This is a genomic window from Chryseobacterium sp. RR2-3-20 (assembly GCF_017808115.1).
GTDB lineage: Bacteria > Bacteroidota > Bacteroidia > Flavobacteriales > Weeksellaceae > Chryseobacterium > Chryseobacterium oryzae.
This window is the reverse complement of the sequence record NZ_JADQBD010000166.1, coordinates 1-895: the sequence shown is the minus strand read 5'-3', so window position 1 is coordinate 895 and position 895 is coordinate 1. Positions and strand designations below refer to the sequence as shown.

The following is an 895-nucleotide window of genomic DNA, read 5'->3' as shown; positions in this document are numbered from 1 at the left end:
AAGGCAATTGTGTTTCTTGATGCCGCCGACATCCTTTTATTGTATTGTACAAAAAAATGTATCCGTTGTTGAGATTATACTAATAAGTCATCACTACTCATTGCAGATTTCACTTTTTCAGTTAAATAGTCGTATTTTCCCGTGAAATTTGAAGCTGCGTATTCTTTCAGCCATTCCACAAGTTTATTTCTTGATAAAGAAAAGTACTTTGCTCCAGATCCTGAAATATAAGCCATGTTCCTTTACTGTAATTGATGTCTTGTAATATTGTAAATATTTTTGTAGATGGTTCATTTCATATAAAATCAACCACGCAAAATAACTTATTGAAAGCTGACCGTCCGTTAAGTCCGATTTTGGTACTTAGTATACAGTGTGTATCAGCCAAATGGAATAAATTCTATAATAAATAAATGGAGCAGTGTTCAAACAGACGCTCGGATACATCGATGGGTATTTTTAGTGGGGCTTTTTTTGCAAGAAAATTTTTTTATACGGGGTGTGTCTTGTAACAGTGGCCAGTACCAACTTTCTTATTTTTAATAGAACACCCTGTATATTATTCAATTTTTAGATTCTTCAGAACATTCTAGACATATTTTGTGTACAATGTCCTATACCTAACTTCAACTGTTTTGGAAATATTAAGTGTGTTCAGATTTATTGCAGAAATTATCATTTACAAAAAGAAAACTGTTTGACTACAGAAATTCGCTACAACACAATCAATATTTATTTCTAATTGTTGTCTTGATAATAAGAAAGTAAGGAAAAACCATTTCAGCGTTCCTTCTTACTGATATGAAACAAAAAACAACTTAATACTTTTGTTTACTTTAGTTTGAAACGCCCGGCTTTAGCAAATTGTTGTCTGACAGTTGCTGCATGACAGTAG

Annotated in this window: 1 protein-coding gene; it reads right to left on the bottom strand. The window is 32.2% G+C overall.

Annotated elements, in window-relative coordinates; all coding sequences use genetic code 11:
- Positions 1–74: 74 nt before the first annotated feature.
- A complete protein-coding gene (locus IV513_RS15520) occupies positions 75–236 on the bottom strand; it encodes a hypothetical protein (RefSeq protein ID WP_209391455.1) in 162 nt (53 codons plus the stop codon).
- Positions 237–895: the final 659 nt, after the last annotated feature.